The 20,498-nt window shown below is 62.9% G+C and carries 15 protein-coding genes, 1 pseudogene and 1 riboswitch; of the genes and pseudogenes, 9 read left to right on the plus strand and 7 right to left on the minus strand.

Annotated elements, in window-relative coordinates; translation table 11 throughout:
• Positions 1-3 precede the first annotated feature (3 nt).
• Complete coding sequence (derI, locus tag NKJ17_RS13160; protein WP_352505330.1) at positions 4-447, plus strand: D-erythrulose-4-phosphate isomerase; 444 nt, start codon at positions 4-6, stop codon at positions 445-447.
• Here the strand turns inward: derI and dhaL are convergent.
• From dhaL to mtnK, 5 genes are all read right to left on the minus strand, one after another.
• Positions 444-1,079 carry a dihydroxyacetone kinase subunit DhaL gene (dhaL, locus tag NKJ17_RS13165; RefSeq protein ID WP_352505329.1) on the minus strand — a complete coding sequence of 212 codons (636 nt, stop codon included), beginning with the start codon at positions 1,077-1,079 and terminating at the stop codon, positions 444-446. The genes derI and dhaL overlap by 4 nt on opposite strands.
• Positions 1,080-1,088: 9 nt before the next feature.
• Positions 1,089-2,096 carry a dihydroxyacetone kinase subunit DhaK gene (locus NKJ17_RS13170; RefSeq protein WP_352505328.1) on the minus strand — a complete coding sequence of 336 codons (1,008 nt, stop codon included), beginning with the start codon at positions 2,094-2,096 and terminating at the stop codon, positions 1,089-1,091.
• A gap of 68 nt (positions 2,097-2,164) precedes the next feature.
• On the minus strand, positions 2,165-2,638 hold the full coding sequence (locus NKJ17_RS13175; RefSeq protein ID WP_352505327.1) for a 6,7-dimethyl-8-ribityllumazine synthase: 474 nt from the start codon (positions 2,636-2,638) through the stop codon (positions 2,165-2,167).
• 76 nt (positions 2,639-2,714) lie between these two features.
• Positions 2,715-2,862, minus strand: a riboswitch (FMN riboswitch).
• Positions 2,863-2,918: 56 nt separating this feature from the next.
• On the minus strand, positions 2,919-4,013 hold the full coding sequence (gene mtnA / locus NKJ17_RS13180; RefSeq protein WP_352505326.1) for an S-methyl-5-thioribose-1-phosphate isomerase: 1,095 nt from the start codon (positions 4,011-4,013) through the stop codon (positions 2,919-2,921).
• Positions 4,010-5,281, minus strand: a complete 1,272-nt coding sequence (mtnK, locus tag NKJ17_RS13185) for an S-methyl-5-thioribose kinase (protein ID WP_352505325.1) — start codon at positions 5,279-5,281, stop codon at positions 4,010-4,012. Before mtnK ends, mtnA begins: the two co-directional genes overlap by 4 nt.
• A 135-nt stretch (positions 5,282-5,416) precedes the next feature.
• On the opposite strand from mtnK, the gene NKJ17_RS13190 reads away from it, so the two are divergent.
• The 4 genes and pseudogenes from NKJ17_RS13190 (at position 5,417) to NKJ17_RS13205 (ending at position 10,087) form a co-directional block, all read left to right on the plus strand.
• Positions 5,417-6,928: a sugar ABC transporter ATP-binding protein gene (locus tag NKJ17_RS13190; protein ID WP_352505324.1), complete on the plus strand. Its 1,512-nt coding sequence runs from the start codon at positions 5,417-5,419 to the stop codon at positions 6,926-6,928.
• Positions 6,929-7,011: 83 nt separating this feature from the next.
• A complete protein-coding gene (locus tag NKJ17_RS13195) occupies positions 7,012-8,007 on the plus strand; it encodes an ABC transporter permease (RefSeq protein WP_352505323.1) in 996 nt (331 codons plus the stop codon).
• A gap of 45 nt (positions 8,008-8,052) precedes the next feature.
• Positions 8,053-9,108: a substrate-binding domain-containing protein gene (locus tag NKJ17_RS13200; RefSeq protein WP_352505322.1), complete on the plus strand. Its 1,056-nt coding sequence runs from the start codon at positions 8,053-8,055 to the stop codon at positions 9,106-9,108.
• Between the two features lie 156 nt (positions 9,109-9,264).
• Positions 9,265-10,087: pseudogene (locus tag NKJ17_RS13205) on the plus strand (acyl-CoA thioester hydrolase/BAAT C-terminal domain-containing protein).
• A 73-nt stretch (positions 10,088-10,160) separates the two neighbouring features.
• Here the strand turns inward: NKJ17_RS13205 and NKJ17_RS13210 are convergent.
• A complete protein-coding gene (locus NKJ17_RS13210; protein WP_352505321.1) occupies positions 10,161-12,215 on the minus strand; it encodes a bifunctional aldolase/short-chain dehydrogenase in 2,055 nt (684 codons plus the stop codon).
• A 74-nt stretch (positions 12,216-12,289) separates the two neighbouring features.
• On the minus strand, positions 12,290-13,255 hold the full coding sequence (locus tag NKJ17_RS13215) for a sugar-binding transcriptional regulator (protein ID WP_352688682.1): 966 nt from the start codon (positions 13,253-13,255) through the stop codon (positions 12,290-12,292).
• Between the two features lie 186 nt (positions 13,256-13,441).
• On the opposite strand from NKJ17_RS13215, the gene NKJ17_RS13220 reads away from it, so the two are divergent.
• From NKJ17_RS13220 to NKJ17_RS13235, 4 genes are all read left to right on the plus strand, one after another.
• Positions 13,442-15,082: an acyl-CoA synthetase gene (locus tag NKJ17_RS13220; protein WP_352505319.1), complete on the plus strand. Its 1,641-nt coding sequence runs from the start codon at positions 13,442-13,444 to the stop codon at positions 15,080-15,082.
• Positions 15,083-15,323: 241 nt separating this feature from the next.
• A complete protein-coding gene (locus NKJ17_RS13225) occupies positions 15,324-15,932 on the plus strand; it encodes a TetR/AcrR family transcriptional regulator (protein WP_352505318.1) in 609 nt (202 codons plus the stop codon).
• A 62-nt stretch (positions 15,933-15,994) separates the two neighbouring features.
• Complete coding sequence (locus NKJ17_RS13230; RefSeq protein WP_352688685.1) at positions 15,995-17,143, plus strand: efflux RND transporter periplasmic adaptor subunit; 1,149 nt, start codon at positions 15,995-15,997, stop codon at positions 17,141-17,143.
• 209 nt (positions 17,144-17,352) lie between these two features.
• Positions 17,353-20,487, plus strand: coding sequence for an efflux RND transporter permease subunit (locus NKJ17_RS13235; RefSeq protein ID WP_352688688.1), 3,135 nt, complete (start codon positions 17,353-17,355; stop codon positions 20,485-20,487).
• Positions 20,488-20,498: the final 11 nt, after the last annotated feature.

Below are 20,498 nucleotides of genomic sequence, written 5' to 3' on the forward strand. Positions count from 1 at the left end.
AACATGAAAATAGCCATTGGAGCCGACAGCGCCGGCAAGCCGCTGCTCGACGTCATTGCCGCTCACCTTGCCACCAAGCCCGGCCTCACGGTCAACGATCTCAGCCAGGCGGGCTACTATGCCGACCTGTCGCAGAAGCTCGCCCAGACCATCCTGGACGGCGAGAACGATCGCGGCATCCTGTTTTGCGGCACCGGCATCGGCGTATCCATTTCCGCCAACAAGGTCCCCGGCATTCGCGCCGCACTCACCCACGACACCTATTCGGCCGAGCGCGCGGCGAAATCCAACAACGCCCAGATCATCACCATGGGCGCGCGCGTCATCGGCCCGGAACTGGCCAAGTCGATCGTCGACGCCTGGCTCGCATCGGAATTCGATGAGAAGGGACCATCGGCCGGCAATGTCCAGGCCATCGACAGGCTCGACGCGGCGAAGCGGGGCTAAGCCAGACTGTTCCGCATCGCCCTGACGATCGTCACGGCCGACGCGGCGCCAGGATCGACGTGGCCGAGCGAGCGCTCGCCGAGACGCGAAGAGCGGCCCTTGGTGGCGATCATGTCCTTGGTCGCCTCGGCGCCGCTTTCGGCCGCGGCAAGTGCCGCATCCAGGCTCTCGGACAGGCTCTTGCCGGCTTCCTGTGCGACACCCGCTGCCCGCGCTGCCGGCAGCCATGCGTCGACCATGGTCTTTTCGCCGAGCTCGGCCTTGCCGCGATCCTGGATGCCTTGTGCCATCGCCCGGAACATGGCGATGACGTCAGCGTCCTCCAGAATTGCCTTGCCTTTGACGGCGGCGGCACCGCGCATGAAGGCGGTCGCATAGAGCGGGCCCGACGAGGCGCCGACTGCGTTGAGAAACGACTTTGCCGCGGTGTTGAGCAATGCCGTCGGCTCGGTCGACGCATCGATCTGGTCCAGCGCGTCGCGCACAGCGCCGAAGCCTAGTGCCATGGCGATGCCATGGTCGGCGTCGCCTATGACGCCGTCGAGCCGGCAGAGCCTGTCCTTGTCGGCGTCGATCGCTGCGGCGATCGCATCGAACATTTTTTTCAATTTGGCCGTATCGGTGGATGTCATGATGCTCTCTCAGCCGGCGCGGAACATGGCGCAGTCGCAGGGATGGTCGAGCATCTCCTGCAATTCGCCATCGAGATGCATCAGCGTCACCGAGGCGCCGGCCATTTCGAGCGACGTGCAATAATTGCCGACCCAGGTCGCGTGGACGGAAACGCCGATGTCGTCGAGCCTCTGCTTGACGCGCCGATTCATGATGTAAAGCTCCATCAACGGCGTTGAGCCGAGTGAATTGACGAGCACGGCGACCTTATCGCCGCGCGCCGGTGCCATCTCGTCGAGCATCTTGTCCAGCATCTCGTCGGTGATCTCGTCGGCGGTTTTCAACTTTCCACGCGCGATGCCTGGTTCGCCATGAATGCCCATGCCGATCTCCATCTCGTCCGGGCCGATCTCGAAATTGGGCCGGCGGGTCTGCGGCAGCGAGCAGGGCGACAGCGCCACGCCCATGGTGAAGGTGTGATCGTTGGCCTTCCTGGCGATACGCTCGCATTCATCGAATGACAGCATCTGGTCGCATGCGGCACCGGCGGCCTTGAAAATGAAGAAATTGCCGGCGACGCCGCGCCGCTTCTGCCTCTGGTCGCGTGGCGCCGAGGCGACGTCGTCGGTGGTCAGCACGGTGCGCACTTCGATGTCGTCCATCGCCGCCATCTCTGCGGCCATGTCGAAGTTCATCACGTCGCCAGCATAGTTGCCGTACATGAACAGCACGCCGGCGCCGCCGCTGGCCGCCTTGGCGCATTCGAGGATCGGGTCCGGCGGCGGCGAGGCGAAGACATTGCCGATTGCGGCGGCGTCGGCCAGCCCCTTGCCGACGAAGCCGAGGAAGGTCGGCTCGTGGCCCGAGCCGCCACCGATGACGAGACCGACCTTGTCGGGGCGTGGGCCGTCGCGGGCGATGATGGAGCGCGGACTTCCCTCCGCACTTCTGAGATGGCGCGGATGCGCAGCCAGGATGCCCTCCAGCATCTCGTCGACGGAGCGGTTACCGTCATTGATGATCTTCTTGGTCTGCACCAGCATCCTCCCTGGTTTTCGTGAGATACTACAGCGCCTTACCGGGATTTCCACCCGCGACGGAGATTTCATGCCGCGATGCGTTCGCGTGCCGCCAGCAGTTGCACGCAGGCACTGGCCGCCTCTTTGCCCTTGACCTTGAAATGCTCGAAGAAGAAGCGGTGATGGTCCGCGCTGTCATGGTAGTTGTGCGGCGTCAGCACCGCCGAAAGCACGGGCACGCCAGTCGACAATTGCACGTTCATCATGCCGTCGATGACAGCGCCCGCCACGAATTCATGGCGGTAGATGCCGCCATTGATGACAAACGCCGCGCCGAGGATCGCCGCATAGCGACCGGTCTGGGCCAAGGTCTTTGCATGCAGGGGAATCTCATAGGCACCCGGCACGTCGAAGACATCGACGGCAAAGCGTTTCTCCCCGAGAACCGCCAGTTCCGCCTCGAACGCTTCAACGCATTGGTCGACGATGTCGGCGTGCCAGCGCGCCCGAATGACGGCAACGCGGATCGTTTCATAGTTTTTCCGGGAATGCTGATTCATGGGTCCATCCTTCCGTTTCGAACCAGAATCAGGACGCACGATACGGAATCCGAACCGCGAAAGCGGACCGTCTTCCATTCGTTCTCTTCCATCCGGACTTTGACCGTCGGCTCCGGAATCACACCGGATCTGCTGACCCTTCCGATCATCTGGAAGGCGCTCGCGGGCTTGGGCCGAAACCCTTCACCGCCGGTGGGAACTTTCACCCCGCCCTGAGAACATTGACGGCAGATGTATGGGAGGGCAGGATGACGCTGTCAATCGCGGCGCCGACGGCGGATCATCCGCGCTCGGGAAACATCGTCTTCAGGCCTTCGCGCGAGGCCGTAGCGACACCGCGTTCGGTGATCAAACCGGTGACCAGCCGCGCCGGCGTCACGTCGAAGGCCGGATTGGCCGCCGGCGTGGCTTCCGGCGACACGCGGACCTGGGCGATCTCGCCGGAAGCGGTCTTGCCCCAGACCAGCGAGACCTCGTCGGGCGAGCGCTGTTCGATCGGGATTTCGGCCAGCCCGTCGCCCACGGTCCAGTCGATCGTCGGCGACGGCAGCGCGACATAGAACGGCACGTCGTTGTCGGCGGCGGCCAGTGCCTTGAGATAGGTACCGATCTTGTTGCACACATCGCCGTCGGCGGTGGTCCTGTCGGTGCCGACGACGACCATGTCGATCTGGCCACGCTGCATCAGATGGCCGCCGGCGTTGTCGACAATGAGCGTATGCGGCACGCCGTGGCCGGCCATCTCCCAGGCGGTCAATTGGGCACCCTGGTTGCGGGGTCGCGTTTCATCGACATAGACATGGACTGGAATGCCGGCTTCCGTCGCCAGATAGATCGGCGCGGTGGCGGTGCCGTAGTCGACGGTGGCCAGCCAGCCGGCATTGCAGTGGGTTAGGATGTTGACTGGTTCGCCCGGCTGCTTGCGCGCCGCGATCGCCTTGATGATTTCGAGCCCATGGGCGCCGATGGCGCGGTTGAGGCCGACATCCTCGTCGGCGATCTCGCCGGCACGCCGATACGCAGCCGCGGCACGTTCTGCCAGGGGAAGCGTCAGCAGGAAGCGCTGCATTTCGTTCAGCGCCCAGCGCAAATTGATCGCCGTCGGGCGCGTTTCGTGCAAGGTTGCCCAGACGGCGTCGAGTGCTGCATCCGACGGGTCGTCGGCCATCTGCATGGCGACGCCATAGGCCGCGGTGACGCCGATCAGCGGCGCCCCGCGCACCCACATGTCGCGGATTGCCGTGGCGATGCCGGCGACGGTATCGATCTTTTCGATGCGGAACTCATGCGGCAGCCAGCGCTGGTCGATGATCTCCACCGAACGCCCGTCGTCACTCGGCCAGATGGTGCGGTAGTGGCGGTCGCCGACGTTCAAATCCTGCTCTCCCGTTCGATCAGCGCGGCCAACCGGTTGACCTCGTCGATGCTGTGGATCTGGCGCCGGTTGACGGCGAGGTGACGGCCGAATTTCAGCGCCTTTGCCTCACATCTGGCGCGCAGATCAGGATCGGCAATGGTCTCGAAATCGGCATTATGGGCAAGGCCGAGAATGCGCCGGTGAACCTCGACGCCGGCAAAGCCGAGCAGATCGGTCCAGATCGACTGCAGCATGTGGTCTAGCGCCTGCTCGGCGCCAAGCCTGTCGCCCTGATCCTCGAACAGACTCTTGTGGTAGAGCATGCCGGTACGCTCGGTTCGCCACAGATGCGAGAACTCGACGCGGAATACCGACCATGTCTCGACCGTAACGCCGAGCAGATAGTCGCGCATGGCATCGCGGCTTCCGCCCTGTTCATGGCCGCGCTGCGAGAAGAACGCCATCCAGAAATTGGCGAGCAGCATGCCGACGTCGAAGGCGATCGGGCCGTAGAAGGCGAATTCGGGATCGATCATCCGCGTTTCGGTGTCGGTGACCATGATCGAGCCGGAATGCAGGTCGCCATGCAGCAGCGTCTCGGCATTGGCAGCGAAGATGTGCTTCATGTGCTGCGCCTCGACCTTGAGGTCGCGGTCGGCGCGCAGCTCGGCGACAATGCCGTCGAGCTGCGGGCTGGTGTGCCGGTTCATCTTGGCATCGAAATACGGATCCGAGAAAACCAGGTTCTCGGTGATGTCGCAGAGTTCGACATTGTCGGCGAACAGCGCCAGATCGGCCTTGCGATCCTTGGTCGCCATATGCAGGTCGGAGCCGCGAAACAACGTGCGGGCCATGAACAAGCCGATGTCTTTCGCGATGTTCGGCAATTGCCGGCCTTCGATCAGTGCCCGCCGCAGGATGATGTGCGGCGACAGGTACTCCATGATGATCAGCGCCTGGCCTTCATCGAAGTGGTAGATCTCAGGCACCGAACCCGGCGCCCGTGCCTGTTGCCGCGTCAGCGCATGGTATTCGAAAAAGGAGCGTTTTAACGGCAGCGGCCAGCTGTCGCCGACCAGCCGGACGTAGGGCAGGGCCTGCTTGACGACGGCCGCACCCTCAGCACCTTCGACGATGAACACAAGGTTCAGATTGCCGTCGCCGACTTCACGAACCTTCCACTGGCTCGTATCCTTGCCGATCTGCGAACACAGGGCCTCGTTGGCACCGAGACGGCCCGCCAGTGTCTCGACCGACAGTGCTTCGAACGGCGATTTCCCAGTCATCCTCACCTCCCGCTTATGTGCTCCGATGATAGCGGAGCCATGGCGGCCGGGCCAAGCTAGGAAGCCTTCTGGCAATTGTCAATCGTGTTGACAATTGCCGATACAGCCCATAGCGTCACGGTCAGGGAGGAACGAATGGGCAATGATGCCGTGTTCCGCGTCGACGGCCTGAGGAAATCCTTTGGCCATATCGAGGTGCTTGGCGGCGTCTCGCTCGAATTGCATGCCGGCGAAGTGACCGTGCTGATGGGCGCCAACGGCGCCGGCAAATCCACCCTCGTCAAGATCATCAGCGGCGTTTACGACCATGGCGGCGGCTCGATGTCGCTTGCCGGGCATGAGTTCGACCCGAAAACGCCGGCGGAGGCGATCCGCGCCGGCGTCGTTACTGTCCACCAGAACATCAATGACGGCGTCGTCGCCGACCTCGACGTCGCAACCAACCTTACCCTCGACAGGCTGAGCGGCAGCGGCGTGCCGACGCTGTTCAATCCGGGCCGAGTGCGTCGCGAGGCAAAGGCGGTGGCCGACCGTATGGGACTGGCCATCGACCTCAAGGCCCGGATCAGCGATCTCTCTCTGGCCGATCGCCAGATGGTGGCGATCGCCCGCGCCATGGCGCACCGGCCGAAAGTGCTGATCCTCGACGAGCCGACCTCCTCGCTGTCCAGCGCCGAAGCCGACCGGCTGTTCGCATTGCTCGACCGGCTCCGCCGGCAAGGCGTGGCGATCCTCTACATCTCGCACCGTATGTCGGATATCAGACGGCTTGCCGATCGCATCATTTCAATGCGCGATGGGGTTATCTCAGGTATCTTCGACAAGAAGCCGCTGGATTACGAAGGTGCGGTCAACGCCATGCTCGGCCGTAAGATCCAGCTCGAGCGGATCGTCGCCAGGAATTCGGCCAAAGCAATTTTCACTGCCGATGCGTTGCGGATTGCTGAAGGCGCCAGGCCGATTTGGCTGACCCTCGGCGACGGCGAGGTCGTCGCCATCACCGGCCTCGTCGGCGTCGGCAAGACCGCACTCGCCGAGACGCTGTTCGGTTTGCGCAAGCCGCTGTCCGGGACCATGGTGCTGAACGGGAAACCCTATGCGCCGGCGTCGACCGGCGAAGCGATTGCCGCCGGCGTGTTTCTCGTCGCCAAGGACCGGGGCGAAAACGGCATCGTCGGCGACTTCAACATCCAGGAAAACATCAGCCTGCCGTTCCACAGTCGCATGTCGCGTCTCGGTGTTCTCAAACGCGGTATCGAACGCGCTGTTGCCCGCCAGCAGATCCAGGAGTTGGGCATCGTCTGCCGCTCCGAGAGGGACGAGATGGCGTCGCTTTCCGGTGGCAATCAGCAGAAGGTGATGGTCGCCCGCTGGATGTCGCAGGCGGCAAGGCTTTTCATCCTCGACGAGCCGTTTCAAGGTGTGGACATCTCGGCCAGACGCGATATCGCCGCAAAGCTGCGGGCGAGCGCCCACGGCCGCGCGACGCTGCTGTTCGTCACCGAACTCGACGAAGCCCTGGAGACAGCCGATCGCATCCTGGTGATGTCGGAGCAGACGATCGTCGGCGAGCACCGCAATACCGATGTCGATCTCGAGCGTCTGCTGGCCGAAGTGGCGGGCGGGCCGTTGCACAGTGCAGCCTGACAGCGGGAAGACGATGAGAATTGGAATGGAGAGGGCATGAATTCGGGTCGGATAAAGACGGTGCCAGCGTGCGGGAGCGCTGAATGATCCTGCGCGACCATGCTATTCGCTACGGCTTCATCGTTCTGTTGTTCGGGCTGATCGCCTATTTCGCCGTCGCCGCCGATGGTTTCGTCTCGCCGCAAAGCGCCGTCTTCATCTTCCAGTCGGTCGCCATCACCGGCGTTCTGGCGCTCGGCGTCACCGCCACGCTGGTCGTCGGCGGCTTCGACCTGTCGATCGGCTCGGTCGCCACCAGCGCCATGATGGCGGCTGCCTATGTCATGGTGGTGCTGGAACAGAACGCCGTCGTGGCGGTCGTCGTCTGTCTTGTGATCGGCGCCGTCGTCGGCCTCATCAATGGCTGGCTGATCGTCTATATGCGGGTGCCGGACCTTTTGGCGACGCTCGGCATGATGTTCCTGCTTATCGGCCTGCAGCGCATACCTACCGAGGGCCGTTCGATCGCCACCGGCATGACCATGCCCGACGGCTCGGTCGCCAACGGCAGCTTCGGCGCCGCGTTCCTGGCGCTTGGCCGCCATCGCTTCGACTTCTTCATCCCGAACCTCATCCCGGTGTCGGTCGTCGTCCTGCTCGTGCTGGCCGTACTGATCTGGTTCTTTCTAGAATACACGCGTTTCGGGCGCATGATGTATGCGGTCGGCAGCAACGAACGCGCTGCCGAACTCGCCGGCGCGCCTGTCAAGGCATACAAAATCTGGGCCTACGTTATTTCTGGGGTTTTTGCCTCGATCGGCGGCATTTTGCTCGCCGCCCGGCTTGGACGTGGCGACATCGCCTCGGGTAATAATCTGTTGCTCGACGCGGTGGCTGCGGCACTCATCGGTTACGCGGTTCTCGGCGCCGCCAAGCCGAACGCCTTCGGCACGGCTGTCGGCGCGGTGTTTGTCGGCGTGCTGCTGCAGGGCCTGACGATGATGAACGCGCCTTACTACACGCAGGATTTCGTCAAGGGCGTGGTTCTCGTGGTCGCCCTTGTCTTCACCTTCGCCCTGTCCGGCAGGGGCAGGAGATAGGTTTCGACCGGTTACATTTTGGGTTCAACAAGTGGAGGAAGCGACGTGAACATCACAAGAAGACTTTTGGGGAAGGCAGCGCTCGGGCTTGCCGGCGCAACATTGCTGATGCAGTTGCCAGCGATGGCGCAGGATCGGCCAGCGCCGTTCGACAAACCGGGCGCCGTCAAGATAGCGCTGGTCCGCTATCTCTCGACCGGCGACTTCTTCCAGGCGTATTTGTCCGGCGTCGAGGCGCAGGCCAAGGCGCTCGGCGTCGACCTGCGCGTGCTCGACAGTCGCCAGGACGCAGCGCTTCAGGCCGACATGGTCGACCAGGCCATCGCGCTCGGCGTCCAGGGCATCATCATCCAGCACGGACTGACGGAATCGATGAAGGACGCCGCCCAGCGCGCGGTCGATGCCGGCATCAAGGTCGTCGCCTTCGACGTCAATGTCGAAAACCCCAAGATCCCGCAGATCGAGCAATCCGACCGCGACCTCGCGCGCCTCGCACTCGAACAGGCGGTCAAAGACAATGGCGAGAGCTGGAAGGCCGGCTATGTCTATGTCGCCGGCATCGCGCCGCTCGACCGCCGCAACGAGACCTGGGTCGAATTCAAGAAGAAATATTCGGGCATCAACGAAGTCGCCATGTTCGGCACGCTCGACAATCCGATCGCCAATTCGGTCGCCAACCAGGCTCGCTCGGTGTTGTCGGCTCATCCCGACATCAAGGTGATGTTCGCGCCCTATGACGAATTCGCCAAAGGCGTGAAGATCGCCGTCGACGAGGCCGGGTTGAACAAGGACATCAAGATCTATTCGGCCGACATCTCTACCTCGGACATCGCCGCGATGCGCGAGCCGGACAGCGCCTGGGCGGCAACCGCCGCCACCAACCCGGCCGTCGTCGGCCAGGTCTCGGTGCGTGCGCTGGCGCAACTCTTGGCCGGCGAAGACCCGGGCCACAACGTCATCGTGCCGCCGACGCTGATCACCCAGAAGGATCTGATCGACAAGGACATCAAGAACATGGAGGACCTCTCGGCCAAGCTGCCGCAATTCGCCCATGCCGATGTCGCGATGCCGGCCTGGATGCCGAACCCGAACGCGAAGTGACTTTCGGCACGAGCAAAACAATAGCCGTCTGCCGCAGCTTGTTGCAGGCGGCCATTTTGTCGAAGATGTCTGGCGTGCCGGACCACCGAATTCAATTGTCGCAGCCACCGGCTTTGCGGGCCGATTGGACAACCGAAATCCAGGATTGACGGGTACATGGAGGTGCGGGCGGTAGAGGAAAGTCTTACCGGCGCTGTCGCCGGAACATGTTTTCGATGCTTGACGGCCACCACGGGCGTTGTGGTGTTGGGTGGATCGAGTGGCCGTGTTGATGTTGGGCGCGCGCGGCTCTTTGCAAATGCGGGTACGTCGGCCTTGGCGCTGCAGTGGTTTGGCGGTGAAGGCCAGGTTCCCGGAATATGTCTTTGCGGCAACCGATTATCTCATTGAAACAGGATGCCGTCGTATCGTCTATGTGGACACGTCTAAGGGTGCCGAGGCGTCATTGCTTGCCGCGGTCCATGACCAGCGAATTGATGCGGTGGTCGCGATTAGCCCGTCATCCGTAGTTTGGGGAAATATCGGTGCGGGCCGCGATGGTGTCAGCTGGCCTGAACGATCCTCATGGTCGCTCGACGGCATCGCGCTGCCGTTTGTGCCGACAGATCCAGATTGGACACCAGAGTACGTCGATGGCCAGGTGTCCTACAGGGGGCTTTTCGAAAGTTGTTTGAAAACGCTCAAGCGGGAAGCGAATGCGGCGACCATCCCTGTTGAGACCGCATCGGCCGAGATTCTGCTCGTCGCCGGCGGCGACGATGCGCTGTGGCCTTCCCTATCGTTCGCCCGAGATATTGTTAGGCGGTGCGGCGAAGCAGGTAAGGTCATTCATCTCATTTCGTCGCCGGACGCGGGACACCGCATTCTCTTGCCAGGCGAGAACACACCACGCTCCGCATTGCACGCACACGGAGGCAATGACGAGACCGATCGAAAGCTGGGCAGCAAGGCTTGGGAAGACATCCGAGGCCTGCTGTAGCAGCCGTTCGAGAATGTCTTCCATGGCCGTGTCGCAAAATTCCGAGTTGCGTGCCTGTCTCGGCCGGTTCCGCCTACCTCAATGCCGCCGCGATGTTGCCGCCATCGACCGTCGTCACATCGGCGGTTGTCCGCTCGGCCAGCGCTTGATGCAGAAAGGCCTGGGCGACGTCTTCGGCCGTCACTTCCTGCCCGAGCAGGTTGCCGGACATGTACTCCTTCTCCGACACGCCGCGTGCGCCCGAGCGGCTGGCGATCATGGCATCGGTCAACAGCCCCGAACGGATGCGGTCGGCGTTGACGGCATTGGAGCGGATGCCATGCGCGCCGTAGTCGAGGGCATATTGCCTGGACAAAAACAGCGTTGCCGCCTTGGGAATGCCGTAAGCGCCGAACTTCGGCCCCGGATTGACCGCCTGCTTGGAGGTATTGAACAACAGCACGCCGCCGGTGCCCTGTTCGAGCATGATGCGCACGGCATTCTGCGCCGCCGACTGGTGGGCGAAGAAATTGAGTTCGAAACTCCTGCGCAAGGTGGCGTCGTCGAGCTCGCCGATCCGGCCCTCCCAGGCGGCACCGGCATTCGAGACGAGAATGTCGAGGCCGCCGTAGACGTCGACCGCCTTGTCGAACGCAGCGCGCATCTGCGCCGGATCGGTGATGTCGGCGCCAATGCCGATCGAATTGTTGCCGGCTTTTTTTGCCGCCTCGGCAGCCCTTGACGCATCGAGATCGACGACGACGACATGGGCACCGTTGTCGGCGAACAGCTTTGCCGTGGCAGCACCGATCGCGCCGGCGCCGCCAGTGACCAGCATCACCTGGCCGGTCAGCGGCTTCGGCTTGTTGGAGGCGAGTTTGGCCTGTTCCAGCGACCAGTATTCGAGCGGGAACAGGTCGGCTTTAGAGAGCGGGCGGAAGTCACCGACGGCTTCGGCGCCGCGCACCGCCTCGATCCACATTTCGCCGACGTCGGAGGCGATCTTCGCGTCCTTGAGCGTGCGGCCGTGGCCGAACATGCCGAGGCCGGGCACCAGCGTCAGCCGCGGCATCGGATCGAGCATGGTGCGCTTCACGTCGTCGAGCGCATCATTGGTTTCGAAATAGGCGCGATAGTCCTTGGCGAATTTCTCGACATGCTGGCGGATGACGGATTTGTAGTCGCCTACCTTGTCAGCGTCGGGCGCCGGCAGTGCCATCGGTCCGGTCTTGATGCGGATCGACAGGTCGGGTGTCGACACGCCGCGCCCGGCATAGTCGGCAATTTTTGCCGAATTGATGAAATCCACGATCGCATCCGAGGTGCGGAAATCGCTGATCATGCGGTCGAAGCGGCCTTCACCGCGCGCCACCGCCACCGCGCCGCGCAGCATCGGAGCAATCTCCGCGGGCTTGGCCAGCCCGGCTGGCAGTGCCAGCTTTTCGGTGCGCGGCTTGCCGTGGCTGGCGATGAAATCCTCGGCGACGTTCACGTAATGGATCATCCGGTCATAGGCCTGTTTGGCATCGTCGCCGAAGGTGAAAATCCCATGCTTGTCGAGGATCAGGCCTTCGACCATCGGATCGGCGTCGAAAACATCGGCGGCCGCCTTCGCCAAATCGAAGCCCGGCATGATGTAAGGCACAAAGCCCATCTTTTCGCCGAACACCTTGCGGCTCAGCGCCTCGCTGTCCTCCTGGTCGACGATGGCGAGGATTGCGGTCGAATGCGTGTGGTCGACGAATTTGTGCGGCAGAAAGGCGTGCAGCAGCGTCTCGACCGATGGATTTGGCGAGGACGGATCGATGAGGTTCGCCCGCTGCAGCGCGACCATGTCCTCGTCGGAGAGCTTCTTCAGCGACCGCGCCTTCAACAGCGCGCCGAGCTTGACCGCCGGCAGCCCCTGCGGCTCGATGACGCCCATGTCCCAGCCGCTGCCCTTGACGCAGAGCACGTCCCACTCGTCACCGACAAGATCGGTGGCCTTGGTCTTGCACGAGGTGTTGCCGCCGCCATGTAGGACGAGCCGCGGCTCGCCGCCCAGCAGCCTGGTCGTGTAGACGCGCAACGCCAGGTCGCGGGCCACACCCTTCTTTGCATAGTCGGCGACCAGCTTCTCCGCCTCGCCGTCATTCCATAGGTTCTTCATGTCAGCTTCGTCCGATTTCTCTTTGTTGTGAACAGGAATGCCGCGACGCCTTGATGACAACGCACCGGCGGCTATCAGGCTACCTTTTCTGCTGCCGCTCCGGCATGGTCGAGCAGCCGTCGTGCCATGCGCGCGCCGACGACGAGATGGGTGCAGAGCCCGCCGGCGATCGCCGCGACGAGCGGTTCGAACTTGCTCTCCTCCTGCACCACCACAAGGCGCTTTTCGATCTGGCGCAGCGATGACAGCTCCGCCGAAATCAGCCGGCGGTTGTAGCTGCAGTCGAGCGCCTGGCCCTGGGCGTCGATGATTTGCCCGGCAATGACGCCGGCCGCACCCGCCTTGCGCAATGTAGCCATTTCGCTTGGCGTCAGCGCGCCGCATTTGACCAGATGGCTGTCGGTGTCCACCGAGCCGACCGAGTATAGCGCCAGGTTGCAGTCACCGATGCCCGACAATTGCTCGCGGATCACCGGCTCGGCGCGCAGGCCGCGTGCCAGTTCTTCCGTCGTCAGCACCAGCGGCGCGTAAAAATTCAGTCCCTTGGCGTTGAGCCGGCGCGCGATTTCCATGGTGCATTGGTCCGGCCGGTACGAATAGGGGGCGCCCAGATTGCCGCAGAGCTGCACCACGGTGACGTCCTGCAGATCGGCATAGGACATGATATCGGCGATGGTGTAGATGGTCCGCCCCCAAGCGACGCCGATGCGGTCGCCCTTCCTGACCAGCTCGAGAAAGACGCTTGCCGCAAGTACCGCGATGTCGGTGGACGGGTCGGCGACATAGCCGTTTTCCGGCGCGATCCAGACGGCGTCGAGCTTCAGCGCGTCTTCCAGCTCGCGCGCCAGGACGTCGTCGGTGAAAAGCTGGGTCGAGGTCGAGATGTTGACGATGCCGGTCTCGCGCGCCTTGCGCAGATACATCGCCACCGAGGCACGCGAAATCTTGAGCTGGCTGGCCACCTGATCCTGGCGCAAGCCGTGTACGTAGTAAAGCCACGCGGCCTTGTGGATAAGCTGTTCTGCCGGTCGGATCGCCATGCCATCTCCTCGCTGACATTATTCACGGCTCTCGACAAAAGTCAAACTACGCGCGGGCAGGTAATGCTCTCGCGCCGGTCGAATCTAGACCGTCATTGTGCCAAATGCGGTCTGTCGCGGCATCGTTGGTGGTGACGGACCGCAAACCTGTAGCTAAAGTTCTGGACGAACATCGGGGAGGACGGGATGGGCAATCCCTACGAACAGGATCTCGACAGGAACCCGGCCAACCATCAGCCGCTGACGCCGCTCACCTATTTCGAGCGGGCGGCAAAAACCTTTCCCGACCAGGTCGCCATCATTCATGGCCGCCGGCGCTCGACTTATCGCGATTTCTGGAAACGCTCGCTGAGGCTTGCCTCGGCCCTTTCTAAGCGCGGCATCGGCAAGGGCGACACCGTCACCGTCATGCTGTCCAACACACCGCCGATGCTGGAAGCGCATTTCGGCGTGCCGATGACCAAGGCGGTGCTGCACTCGCTCAACACCCGCCTCGATGCCGCCGTCATTGCCTTCCAGCTCGATCACGCCGAAAGCAAGGTGCTGATCGTCGACCGCGAATTCGCCGGCGTGGTCCGGCAAGCGCTGACGCTGGCCAAGGTCAGGCCGTTGCTGATCGATTACGACGATCCCGACTATGCCGCCGATGCGCCCTATCCCAAGGGGGAACGGATCGGCACGCTGGACTATGAGGCGTTTGTCGCCGACGGCGACGAGGATTTCGCCTGGTCGATGCCGGACGACGAATGGGATGCCATCTCGCTCAACTACACCTCCGGCACGACAGGCAATCCGAAGGGCGTCGTCTGTCACCATCGCGGCGCGGCACTGATGGCCTATGCCAACACCATCCATGCCGGCATGGGCAAGCACCCGGTCTATCTGTGGACGCTGCCGATGTTCCATTGCAACGGCTGGTGCTTTCCCTGGACGCTTGCCGTGCAGGCTGGCACCCATGTCTGCCTGCGCTGGGTGCGGGCGAAGCCGATCTACGACGCCATCGCCGATCACGGCGTCACCCATCTGTGTGGCGCGCCGGTGGTGATGTCGGTGCTGATCAACGCCAGGGACGAGGACAAGCGGCAGTTTCCGCAGACCGTCACCTTCAACACCGCCGCGGCGCCGCCGCCTGAGGCGGTGCTGTCGGGCATGGCCGATGCGGGCTTTGCCGTCACCCATCTCTACGGCCTGACCGAGACCTACGGCCCGGCCGTCGTCAACGAATGGCATGGCGAGTGGGATCGGCTGGAGAAGGGGGCGAGGGCGGCGAAGAAGGCGAGGCAGGGCGTGCGCTACGCCGCGCTCGAAGGCCTGACGGTGATGGACCCGCAGACGATGCAAGAGACGCCGGCCGACGGCGAGACCATCGGCGAGGTGATGTTCCGCGGCAACATCGTCATGAAAGGCTATCTCAAGAACCGCAAGGCGAGCGACGAGGCCTTCGCAGGCGGCTGGTTCCATTCGGGCGACCTCGGCGTCATGCATCCGGACGGCTACATCCAGCTCAAGGACCGTTCCAAGGACATCATCATCTCCGGCGGCGAGAACATCTCCTCGATCGAGGTCGAGGAGGCACTCTACAAGCATCCCGCCGTTGCCTCCTGCGGCGTTGTCGCCCGATCCGACGACAAATGGGGCGAGGTGCCCGTCGCCTATGTCGAGCTGAAGCCGGGCAAGGCGGCGACTGAGGCCGAAATCATCGAGCACTGCCGCGCGCTGCTCGCCCGCTTCAAAGTGCCGAAAGCGGTGATCTTCGCGGAGATCCCGAAGACTTCGACAGGCAAGATCCAGAAGTTCCGGCTGCGGGAGATGACAAAGCAGCCTTAACGCCCGATCCGAAACGGAACCGTTTTTCGGAAAGCATCATTTCAAATTCCTTTGCGTCAAAAAACACGGGGCGGCGTTGCAGGCGCACCCGGCGTGAACCACATGCGCTTCATGGGCCAACTCCGTCCAGAGATGTCACCCTCTGTCGTCAGCGCCCAAAATCGTGCCTTGACAGGTGACGGTTTTCAATTTACGAGTGACGAAATTCTAAATTCGTCAGTCGTAAATTTTGGCCAACGAGATGCTTGAAACCCTAGACGCCACCGCCGATTCCGCCCGCCAGGAAAATGTCACGCGCATCCTGGATTGCGCGGAGCGATTGTTCCGCCACTACGGCTACGGCAAGACCAACGTCGCCGACATAGCGCGCGAACTCGGCATGTCGACCGCCAACATCTATCGCTTCTTCGCCTCCAAGGTGGAAATCCACCAGGCGGTTTGCGGCCGTATGCTCGAGACCTGCTACCGGTTGACCTACGAAGCCTGCCATAGCCCCGGCACCGCCAGCGAAAAGCTCCGCCGCTACGTGCGTACGCACTATCAGTGGACGCTCGAGACCATGATCGACCAGGAGAAGGTCCACGAGATGGTCATCGTCGCCATCGAGCGCGACTGGCACGTCATCGAAAAGCACATCGACAGCATCCATGAACTGGTCGCGGAAGTGATCCGCGAGGGCATCGCTACCGGCGAGTTCGTCGATCAGGATCCGGTGATCGCTTCCCGGTGTTTCGGCGCTGCCATTATCAGCCTCTGTCATCCGCAGATGGTGGCCCAGTGCCTCGCCAAGAAGAACCGGGCAACGCCGGACGAGCTTGCCGACTTTGCCATCAGAGCCTTGAAGAAATGACCGTTGCCGCCCGTCGGGCGGCGATGCCGAGAATTCATCTCCACAGTTCGGGAGTACGAAAAGTGTCTTTGTCCAAGTCCATCACCAACGGGCGACCGGCCGCAGGCCTGGCATTGCTTGTCGTTGCCACCCTCGGCCTCGCTGGCTGCTCGCAGGAGAAAGCCGAGGTCACCGAGATCATCCGCCCGGTCAAGGTGGTCGAGATCGCCAAGGCGAGTGATACCCGTCAGCTTTCCTATTCCGGATCGGTGCGTGCCCGCACCGAGATGAGTCTCGGTTTTCGCATCAACGGCAAGATCACCGAGCGCCTTGTCGACATCGGTGACCGCGTCAAGCCGGGCGACGTTCTCGCCCGCATCGATCCCACCGACTACGAGCTTTCGGTGAGAAGCGCTCAGGCCAGCCTCGATGCCGCCGACCGTCAGGTCGAGACAGTCGAGCTTACGCGCAAGCGCGCCGAACAGCTCTACGCCAAGAATTTCGCGCCGAAGTCGCAGCTCGAGCAGGCGACGCTCACCTATAATCAGGCGGTCGCCACGCGAGACTCCGCCCGCTCGCAGCTTGCCCAGGCGCAGAACCAGGTCCGCTATACCGATCTCAAGGCGGACAAGAACGGCATCGTCACCGCCGTTGCCGCCGATGTCGGCCAGGTGGTCGGCTCCGGCACGCCGGTGGTGACCGTTGCCATCGACGGCGAGAAGGAAGTTCTGATCGCTGTTCCGGAAACCGATATCGCCGAATTCAAGCCGGGCAAGACCGTCAAGGCTGGCTTCTGGTCCGACGAGGCGCTGACGCTCGACGGCAAGGTCCGCGAAGTCGCCGGCAGCGCCGATCCGCAGTCGCGCACCTTTGCCGTTCGCGTCAGCCTGCCCAACGATCCTCGCGTGCTGCTAGGCATGACCGCCTCCATCGAAGCCGCGGCGGACAACCGGCAGCAGCTGGTGTCGATCCCGCTAGCCGCGTTGGCGCAAAAGGACAGCCAATCGATCGTCTGGACCGTCGACCGCAATGGCGGGACCGTCCACGCGCATCCGGTCAAGGTCGCCGCCTTCACCCCCGACGGCGTCAGTGTCGCCGATGGGCTGAAGCCGGGTGACGTGGTCGTCGCCGCCGGCACGCAGTTCATGACCGAGAATCTGAAAGTCAAGCTGACCGGTGATGCAGCGCAACAGTCGGCGTCTGCCGATGACGCTGCAAGGCGCTTGCGCTGACGGCCAGGCAATTCACGGTTTCCGGGCGGCAGGCCTCCCCCGATTTTCGAGATCTCAGGTCGATGTAACCCCCACGTCGATCCTCGCGTCCCACCGCGATGTAGATCTCTCAACTCGGAAAGCCACGCCGCCCGGAAGCCCACATCGGAAGTTCCTTGGGCATGCGAAAGCGCGTGCTCTGTTGATCAAATTGAAACGGACTGACGCCGATGACCATCGACACCAATGAAAAGCGGTCTTTCAATCTTTCGCGCTGGGCAATCGGCCATCCGAGCATTGCCCGCTTCCTGTTCGGGCTGATCATCGTCGCCGGTGCGCTCGGCCTGATGCGCATGGGCCAGAAGGAAGACCCCGATTTCACCTTCCGCGTCATGGTCGTCCAGGCGATCTGGCCAGGCTCCTCGATCAAGGAGATGGAGGACCAGGTCGTCAACAAGATCGAGCGCAAGCTGCAGGAAACCCCACACCTCGATTTTGTCCGCTCCTACACCCGCGCCGGCAGCGCCATCATCACCTTGCAGGTTAAGGGCGACACCAATCCGGCGCAGGTCGCCGATGCTTTCTATCAGGTGCGCAAGAAGGTCGGCGATATCGCCAATGAGCTGCCGCAGGGGCTGCTCGGGCCTTACTTCAATGACGAATTCGGCGACACGTTCATCACCCTGCATTCGATCAGCGGCGACGGCTACAGCTATCCCGAACTGAAGAAATTCGCCATCCAGGCGCGTGACATGTTGCTGACGACGCCCGGTGTCGAGAAGGCCGTGATCATCGGCGACCAGCCGGAAAAACTCTACATCGACGTTTCATCCAAGGCGCTTGCCGAACGTGGCCTGACGTTGACCGACCTGCAGAATGCGATCCGAGGCCAGAACAATGTCGACCCGGCAGGTTCTGTCGACACCGGCCAGCGTTCGGTGCGCATTTCGGTCGAGGGCGATGTCACCAGGGCGGCCGACATCCGTGAGCTTCGCCTGCGCGCCGGCAACCAGGTGACGCGCCTTGGCGACATCGCTACCGTGACCTCGGGCCTCGAGGATCCGTACCAGCGCAAATACCGTTTCAACGGTCACGACAGCGTCCAGCTCGGCGTCGTCATGGCCAAGGGCTTCAACGTCACCGACGTCGGCAAGGACGTCGAAGCGACCTACAAGCGCTTCGAAGAGGCGCTGCCCTATGGCGTTGCGGTCGATCAGATTTCCGACCAGCCGCACGTGGTGAAAGAGGCGGTGAGCGAATTCATGGAAGCGCTCGGCGAAGCGCTCCTGATCGTGCTTTTCGTTTCGTTCCTGTCGATCGGCTGGCGTTCGGGCCTGGTAATCGCGATCGTCATTCCGTTAGTCCTGGCGGCTACGTTTGCCATTATGTACGAGCTCGGCATCGACCTGCAGCGCATTTCGCTCGGTGCGCTGATCATCGCCCTTGGCCTCTTGGTCGACGACGCGATGATCGTCGTCGAAATGATGGAGCGAAAGCTCGAGGAAGGCTTGGTCAAGGTCGAGGCGGCGAGCTTCGCCTACTCCTCGACCGCTTTCCCGATGCTCACCGGCACGCTGATCACCACGGCCGGCTTCATTCCCGTCGGGTTCGCTGCCTCGACGGCCGGCGAATATGTGCGCACCCTGTTTTACGTCGTCGGCATCGCGCTGGTCGTGTCCTGGTTTGCGGCAGTCTATTTCACGCCGTGGCTCGGCCACATGATCCTGAAGCAGCGCAAGCACGCCGGCAACCATCACGATGTCTTCGACACGCGCTTCTACCGCCGTCTTCGCTCGACCGTGGGATGGGCGGTGCGCCATCGCATCATCGTCCTGGTGATGACGCTGATGACGTTTGCCACCAGCCTGTGGGCGTTCCAGTTCATTCCGCAGAATTTCTTCCCGCAATCGTCGCGTCCGGAAATCCTCGTCGATCTCTGGCTGCCGGAAGGCACCAGCATCAAGGAAGTCGAGACCCAGGCCAAGGCGCTCGAAGCCAGGATGATGGACGACAAGGACAAGCGCTTCATAGCCACCTATATCGGCGAAGGCGCGCCGCGCTTCTTCCTGCCGCTCGACCAGCAGCTTCGCAACCCGAACTTCGCCCAGCTTCTGGTGATGGCCAATGACGAACCGGCCCGCGAGCGGCTGATCGTCAAGCTGCGCACCATCCTGGCCGAAGATTTCCCATCGATCCGCGCCAAGGTTGATCGCCTGTTCCTCGGTCCGCCGACCGGCTGGCCGGTGCAGATGCGCGTCATGGGTCCCGATCGCCAGGAGGTGCGACGCATTGCCGACGAGGTAAAGGCGAAGTTCCAGGCAAATCCGCTGCTCGGCGCCATCCACGACGACTGGCTGGAGCCGGTGCCGGCGATGAAGCTGGTGATCGACCAGGATCGTGCCCGTGCGCTCGGCGTCACCTCGCAGCGCATCCGCCAGATGCTGCAGGCGACCATGTCGGGAGCGCCGCTCGATGACTTCCGCGACGGCGAGGAGACGGTTTCGATCGTCGCCCGTGAGCCGGAGGCAAGCCGTCACCTGCTGTCGGCGGTCGACTCCGTCTATATACCGACCGATTTCGGTGGCTCCGTGCCGCTGTCGCAGGTCGCCAAGATCGTCCCGGTGCTGGAGCAAGGCGTCGAATGGCGGCGCGACCGCTTGCCGACCATCAGTGTACGCGCCACGCTTCCGGATGGCGTGCAGCCGAACGATGTCGCCATGAAAATGTACAGCGAGATGCAGGGCCTGCGCGCCAGCCTCGCCCCCGGCTACAAGATCGAGATCCAGGGCGGCGCCGAGGATGCGGCCGAAAGCCAGGCCTCGATTGCGGCGAAAGCGCCGATCATGCTGGCCGTCATCGTCGTGCTGCTGATGATCCAGCTGCAGCATTTCGGCAAGGCGATGCTGGTGCTGGCGACCGGTCCGCTCGGCATTATCGGCGCGGCCGCGGCACTTTTGATCAGCGGCGCGCCGTTCGGCTTCGTCGCCATCCTCGGTGTCATCGCCCTGCTCGGCATCATCATGCGCAACTCGATCATCCTGGTCGATCAGATCGACCAGGACATCGCCGCCGGCGTGGAGCGTTCCGAGGCCATCATCGGCTCGGCGGTGCGCCGGTTCCGGCCGATCGTGCTGACGGCGCTGACGGCGGTGCTGGCGCTGATCCCGATCTCGCGCGGCGTCTTCTGGGGGCCGCTCGCCTACGCCATGATGGGCGGCATTCTCGTCGCCACGGTGCTGACCATCCTTGTCCTGCCGGCAGCCTATGCGCTGTTCTTCGGCAGGGAGCCCAAGAAGGTGGTGGAGCAGCCGGCCGAGACGGAAGAAAAGAACGAAAGGCCGCAACTGGCCCTGGCGGCCGAATAGCGCTGTTGGCA

It is taken from the genome of Mesorhizobium sp. M0208 (assembly GCF_040322015.1).
Classification (GTDB): Bacteria; Pseudomonadota; Alphaproteobacteria; order Rhizobiales; family Rhizobiaceae; genus Mesorhizobium.